The sequence below is a fragment of the Streptomyces anatolicus genome (genome assembly GCF_019400875.1).
Lineage (GTDB): Bacteria > Actinomycetota > Actinomycetes > Streptomycetales > Streptomycetaceae > Streptomyces > Streptomyces anatolicus.
Window position 1 is genome coordinate 1 of record NZ_WMBF01000346.1, and the last position, 6,696, is coordinate 6,696.

Below are 6,696 nucleotides of genomic sequence, written 5' to 3' on the forward strand. Positions count from 1 at the left end.
GGCCTGGTCCTGATGGGCGGGGTCGGTCATGAGGACGAGCGTGCCACAGTGGCCCCCGTCTCACCGACTCGGACGTCAAGGGCGGCGGCGGTGCCCACCGGGCGGGGATGCGGCTTGACGTTCCCCAGTACGGCCGCCGTCTGCTTGGCCGAGGCGGCGACCTTCTGCGGGCCCTTGCCCTTCTTGGCCTTCTTGGCGAAGACGACGCCGATCAGCGCGAGCGCCCCGGCCACCAGCACATTGGCGGCGAAGGACAGCAGGAAGCAGACCGCGAGGTTCCAGCCGCTCCAGGTACGGATGCCGTATGCGAGCGCGAAGCTCAGCATGGGCAGCGAGAAGATGAGGACCGCTCCGGCCGCGGCGAACGCGCCACCGCCGATCGCACCGCGCTTGACGTCCTGACGCAGCTGGGCCTTGGCCAGTGCGATCTCGTCGTGCACCAGCGCGGACATCTCACCGGTCGCCGAGGCGACCAGCTGGCCGAGGCTGCGCTCGGCGCCGACGGGACCGTCGGGTGAGCTCATCGCGTTCTCCCCTTTTTCTCTTCTGGTTTCTCTTCTGATCTCTTCTGAGGCATGTCTGCTCAGCTGAGGCATGTCTGCTCAGCTGAGGCATGTCTGCTCAGACTTCTGAGATATGTCTGCTCAGATCATGCCGGACCGTTGCCATCCTCGCGTTCCCCGCCCGAAACTTCGGCAAGCCTGCGGTGCTCCGCGGCCTTCTTCTCGTAGATGGCGGCCATGCGGAGGTGGTACTCCGGGTCGTCCATCTCGTAGATGTCGGGTACGCCGCTGAGGTCGTCGTCGCGCTCCTCTTCCTCCCACAGCTTGCGGTACTTGACGTTCCGTACCTTCAACAGGATCCCGGCGAGCACGGCCGCGATGAGCGAGCCGGTCAGGACGGCGGCCTTGATCTCGTCGGTGAGCAGCGGATCCTCGGCGAAGGCCAGTTCGCCGATGAGCAGCGAGACGGTGAAGCCGATGCCGGCGAGCGAGGCGACCGCGAAGACGTCCGGCCAGGCCAGGTCGTCGTTGAGTTCGGCCTTGGTGAAGCGCGCGGCGAGCCAGGTGCCGCCGAAGATGCCGACCGCCTTGCCGACCACGAGACCGAGCACCACACCGAGCGTCTGCGGCTTGGTGAATACGTCGCCGAGCACGCCGCCCGAGACGGACACACCGGCGCTGAAGAGGGCGAACAGCGGTACGGCCAGGCCCGCGGAGAGGGGGCGTACGAGATGTTCGATGTGCTCGCCGGGGGAGTGGCGCTCGCTGTCGTCCTCCTTGTGGCAGCGCAGCATCAGGCCCATGGCGACGCCCGCGATGGTGGCGTGGACGCCGCTGTTGTACATCAGGCCCCAGATGGCAAGGGCCAGCGGCACGTAGATGTACCAGCCGCGTATCCGCTTCCTGAGCAGCAGCCAGAAGACGGCGAGGCCGAGGGCGGCGCCGCCGAGCGCGGCGAAGTTCAGGTCGCTGGTGAAGAAGACCGCGATGATCAGGATCGCGAAGAGGTCGTCGACGACGGCGAGGGTGAGCAGGAAGGCGCGCAGCGCGGACGGCAGTGAGGTGCCGATGACCGCGAGGACCGCGAGCGCGAAGGCGATGTCGGTGGCGGTCGGCACGGCCCAGCCGTCCATCGAGCCGCCGCCGAGGGTGTTGGTCAGGACGTAGACGAGCGCGGGGGCGGCCATGCCGCAGAGCGCCGCGACGACGGGCAGCGCGGCGGCCTTGGGGTCGCGCAGATCGCCCGCGACCAGTTCGCGCTTGAGTTCGATGCCCGCCACGAAGAAGAAGATGGCGAGCAGCCCGTCGGCCGCCCAGTGCTGGAGGGAGAGGTCGAGCCCGAGCGAGGCGGGCCCGAGGTGGAAGCCGCGCAGCGACTCATACGAGCCGCCGGCCGTGTTCGCCCAGATCAGCGCGGTGACGGCGGCGACAAGGAGCAGGACTCCGCCGACCGTCTCGGCGCGCAGCGCTTCGGCGACGAAATTCCGCTCGGGCAGCGAGAGCCTGCCGAGAAACTTGCGGCGGGGCTGGGGGGCGGGCGCGGTCACGGGGTCGACCTCCGGTCGGTAGGCAGGGCTGAGCACATGCCGACCAGACTTCCCGGCGCACCTAGGTACTTCTGTTCGTTTCTCTTCGCTTCTCGTTCGCGTGACTTCTTGTCGCGACGTTGACGCGATTCTTAGCCTACCTAACGTACGCGCGGACGCATCCGGTGATCTTCACAGTAGACGCGCGAAGGGCACCCGGCGCGTCGCCGGGTGCCCTCTGCCTCGTATTCGCCGTACGGCTCTCAGCTGCTTCTCTGGAGCGAGTGGCGTCAGTCCTCGCTCGGCGCCGCCGGGAGGCGTGACTGGATCAGCTCCATCACGGAGGAGTCCGTGAGCGTGGTGACGTCACCCAGCTCGCGGTTCTCCGCGACGTCCCGCAGCAGCCGCCGCATGATCTTGCCGGAACGCGTCTTCGGCAGCTCGGCCACCGGCAGGACCCGCTTCGGCTTCGCGATCGGCCCGAGCGTGGCGCCCACGTGGTTGCGCAGGTCGGCCACCAGGCCCTCGTCCTCGGCGTTCGCCGTGCCCCGCAGGATCACGAAGGCGACGATGGCCTGGCCGGTCGTCTCGTCCGCCGCGCCCACGACCGCCGCCTCGGCGACCGACGGGTGCGAGACGAGCGCGGACTCGACCTCGGTGGTGGAGATGTTGTGCCCGGACACGAGCATCACGTCGTCGACGCGGCCGAGCAGCCAGATGTCGCCGTCCTCGTCCTTCTTGGCGCCGTCACCGGCGAAGTAGCGGTCCTGGAAACGCGACCAGTACGTGTCGATGAAGCGCTGGTCGTCGCCCCAGATGGTGCGCAGCATCGACGGCCACGGCTCGGTCAGGACGAGGTAGCCCCCGCCGCCGTCCGGCACTTCGTTCGCCTCGTCGTCGACCACGGTGGCGGCGATGCCCGGCAGCGCGCGCTGGGCGCTGCCCGGCTTGGTCTCCGTCACGCCCGGCAGCGGCGAGATCATCATGGCGCCGGTCTCGGTCTGCCACCAGGTGTCGACGATGGGGCACTTGTCGGCGCCGATGTTCTTGCGGTACCACATCCACGCCTCGGGGTTGATCGGCTCGCCGACCGAACCGAGGACCCGCAGGCTGCTGAGGTCGAACTTCGCGGGGATGTCGTCGCCCCACTTCATGAACGTACGAATCGCGGTCGGCGCGGTGTAGAGGATCGTCACCCCGTACTTCTGGACGATCTCCCAGAAGCGGCCCTGGTGGGGGGTGTCGGGGGTGCCCTCGTACATCACCTGCGTCGCGCCGTTCGCCAGCGGGCCGTACGTGATGTACGAGTGGCCGGTGACCCAGCCGACGTCGGCCGTGCACCAGTAGACGTCGGTCTCCGGCTTGAGGTCGAAGACGGCGTGGTGGGTGTAGGCCGTCTGGGTGAGGTAGCCGCCGGAGGTGTGCAGGATGCCCTTCGGCTTACCCGTGGTGCCCGAGGTGTAGAGGATGAAGAGCGGGTGCTCGGCGTCGAAGGCCTCGGGGGTGTGCTCGGTGGACTGCTTCCGGGTGATCTCGTGCCACCACACGTCACGGCCCTCGGTCCACGCCACGTCCTGCTTGGTGCGCTGGACGACGAGGACCTTCTGCACGCCCTCGACCCGGCCCACGGCCTCGTCCACGGCGGGCTTGAGCGCGGAGGGCTTGCCCCTGCGGTAGCCGCCGTCGGCGGTGATGACGACCTTGGCGTCGGCGTCCTTGATGCGGGCGGCGATGGCGTCCGCGGAGAACCCGCCGAAGACCACCGAGTGCGCGGCGCCGATGCGGGCGCAGGCGAGCATCGCGATGACCGCCTCGGGGATCATCGGCAGATAGACGGCGACCCGGTCGCCCTTCTCGACGCCCAGCTCGGTCAGCGCGTGCGCCGCGCGGCTGACCTCGTCCTTCAACTCGGCGTAGGTGATGGCCCGGCTGTCGCCCGGCTCACCCTCGAAGTGGATCGCGACGCGCTCGCCGTTCCCCGCCTCGACGTGGCGGTCCACGCAGTTGTACGCGACGTTGAGCTTGCCGTCGGCGAACCACTTGGCGAACGGCGGGTTCGACCAGTCGAGCGTCTCGGTCGGTTCCGTCGCCCAGGTCAGCCGGCGGGCCTGCTCGGCCCAGAAGCCGAGCCGGTCAGCCTTGGCCTGTTCGTATGCCTCCGCGGTGACGTTGGCGGCGGCCGCCAGCTCCGCCGACGGCCCAAAGCGACGCTCCTCCTTCAAGAGGTTGGCCAGGCTTTCGTTGCTCACGACATCTCCCTTGCACTGCTTTGCCGGGGGCGACCGTTGTGTCCGAAGCCACAGCTCATCAGAGACAACTCGCGGTGACAAGGGCCTGCCGGAAATTGGTTTAGACCTTTACCCTCAGGTGTTCGCCCGGCCTGGACCGGCCTGCTCGACCTCGACCAACGCTGTGGGCTCCACCTGGTCGAAGACCTCGTCGGGGAGGTACTCGGCGCCGTCGGTCTCCGTCAGCAGATACGCCTGCGCCTCCGCGACATGGAAGTACATGCCGTGCAGCTCCAGCTCGCCGTCGGCGAGGCGGCGCGCCACCGCCTCGTGCGCCTTCAAGTGCTCCAACTGCTGGACCACATTGGTCAGACAGAGCTGCTCGACGGCGTCGGCGGGCGCCCTGCCGGAGAGCCGCGCCCACGCCTTGTCCTGCGCGCCCATCCGCTCCAGGCTCGGCAGGCCGTGCCGCAGCCAACGGCGCAGCGGCGTCTGGGCGCCCCCGGGCGGGGTGTTGAGCAGCGCCTGCATCGCGCCGCACCCGGAGTGCCCGCACACGGTGATGGACCGCACCTTGAGCACGTCGACCGCGTACTCGATCGCGGCTCCCACCGAGTCGTCCCCGCTCTCGGCGCCGGGCAGCGGCACCAGATTGCCCACGTTGCGTACGACGAAGAGGTCGCCGGGGCCGCTTGAGGTGATCATCGAGGTGACGACCCGGGAGTCCGCGCAGGTGAGGAAGAGCTGCGCGGGCTGCTGCCCCTCGCGCGCGAGCCTGGCCAGCTCGCCCCGCACATGAGGCGCGGTGTCCCGCTGGAACGCGCTGATGCCGCTGGCCAGTTGATGCGCGCTGGGCCGGCTCCGGCCCGCGTCCTGCTCCTCCTGCGGGCGGTCGCAGTGGTGATTGCGCCAGGGCGTCCACGGTCGGCAGCAGGAGTGCGAGGCGCTCGCGGGCTCGGCGATGCGGGTCCCGTCGCGCCCGGTGATCTCCACGCGGGCGCCGTGCGCGGCGTGCTCCTCCTGCCAGCACTGGAGCGATTCGTACGCCGCGTGGTCCATGAAGGAGCCGTCCAGCTCCACGACGACGTCCTCGCCGTGGGGCACGAGATGCAGCGTCCTGCTGAGCCTCGGCACCGCGAGGAACGTCAACTGCCCGCGTGCGCGTACGTGGTGGACGCCGCCGCGCACCTCGTGCGTGATCCGGGTGCGGGCGAGGCGGTGCAGTGCGACGGCCACGGCGACGGCGACACCGAGGGCGACGCCCTGGAGGACGTTGAGGAAGACCACGCCGACCGTCGTCACGGCGTAGACGAGGATTTCGCGGTGGCGGGTGATCGTCCGGATGTGGTTCAGGCTGACCATCTGGATGCCGACGGCCATGACGAGCGCGGCGAGGGCGGCGAGGGGGATCAGCTCCAGGGCGGGGACCAGGAGCAGCGCGGCCAGCACTACCCAAACGCCGTGCAGCATCGTGGAGTTCCTGCTGACGGCACCCGCGCGCACATTGGCCACGGTGCGCACCGCGACCCCGGCGACGGGCAGGCCGCCGAGCGCGCCGGAGACGATGTTGGCACTGCCCTGGCCGAGCAGTTCGCGGTTGAGGTCGGAGCGGCGCACGTCCGCGTGCAGATCGCGCTGCTTGGAGACGAGCTTGTCGACGGCCACGGCGCCGAGCAGCGACTGGACGCTGCACACCAGCGTGATCGTGAGCACGGCGGCGACGAGCCCGAGCGCGGGGCCTTCGGGGAGCCCCACCAGCGCGTGACTGCGCCAGGAAGGAAGCTCGACCCGGTCGAGGCGCAGTCCGGCGGCGGAGGCCACGCCCGTGGCGAGGGCCACCGAGACCAGGGCCGCGGGCACGGCACGCGCCACGCGCCCGGCGCGGCCGGGAATCCGTGGCCAGAGCAGCAGCACGGCGAGGGTGAGCAGGCTGATCGACAGGGCGGCCGGATGCAGGTCGGCCAATTGCGCGGGCAGCGCCCGGAGGTTGTCGACCACGGCGCTCTGCGGGGTGCCGCCGAGCACGATGTGCAGTTGCGCGACGGCGATGGTGACGCCGATGCCGGCCAGCATGCCGTGCACCACGGCGGGGCTTACGGCGAGCGCGGTGCGGGCCACGCGCAGGCAGCCGAGGCCGAGTTGCGCCAGGCCCGCCAGGACCGTGATGGCGCAGGTGGTCCGCCAGCCGTACCGCTGGATGAGATCGGCGGTGACCACGGTGAGCCCGGCGGCGGGGCCGCTGACCTGGAGCGGTGAGCCGCCGAGCCGGCCGGCGACGATGCCGCCGACGGCGGCGGCGACGAGGCCGGCCTGGAGGGGCGCTCCGGTGGCGAGGGCGATGCCGAGGGACAGCGGCAGGGCGATCAGGAAGACGGCGATCGACGCGGAGAGGTCGGCCCCCGCGATACGGAACCTCTTCTTGGGCGGTGGGGCTTGCGG

At 70.2% G+C, this 6,696-nt stretch carries 4 protein-coding genes; all 4 read right to left on the reverse strand.

Going from position 1 to position 6,696, the window contains the following annotated elements; all coding sequences use genetic code 11:
- Nucleotides 1–26 precede the first annotated feature (26 nt).
- Nucleotides 27–524, reverse strand: coding sequence for a phage holin family protein (locus tag GKQ77_RS24355; protein ID WP_219691070.1), 498 nt, complete (start codon nt 522–524; stop codon nt 27–29).
- Between the two features lie 125 nt (nt 525–649).
- On the reverse strand, nt 650–2,050 hold the full coding sequence (nhaA, locus tag GKQ77_RS24360; protein ID WP_219691071.1) for a Na+/H+ antiporter NhaA: 1,401 nt from the start codon (nt 2,048–2,050) through the stop codon (nt 650–652).
- Between the two features lie 269 nt (nt 2,051–2,319).
- Nucleotides 2,320–4,278 (reverse strand): acetate--CoA ligase, encoded by a 1,959-nt coding sequence (gene acs / locus GKQ77_RS24365; protein ID WP_219691072.1) that lies wholly within the window; start codon nt 4,276–4,278, stop codon nt 2,320–2,322.
- A 114-nt stretch (nt 4,279–4,392) separates the two neighbouring features.
- A partial coding sequence (locus GKQ77_RS24370; RefSeq protein WP_219691073.1) for a bifunctional SulP family inorganic anion transporter/carbonic anhydrase occupies nt 4,393–6,696 on the reverse strand: 2,304 nt, incomplete at its 5' end.

Bases quoted from the DNA above. Each gene is read 5' to 3' on its own strand.
- GKQ77_RS24355 (WP_219691070.1), bottom strand. From the start codon at position 524: ATGAGCTCACCCGACGGTCCCGTCGGCGCCGAGCGCAGCCTCGGCCAG.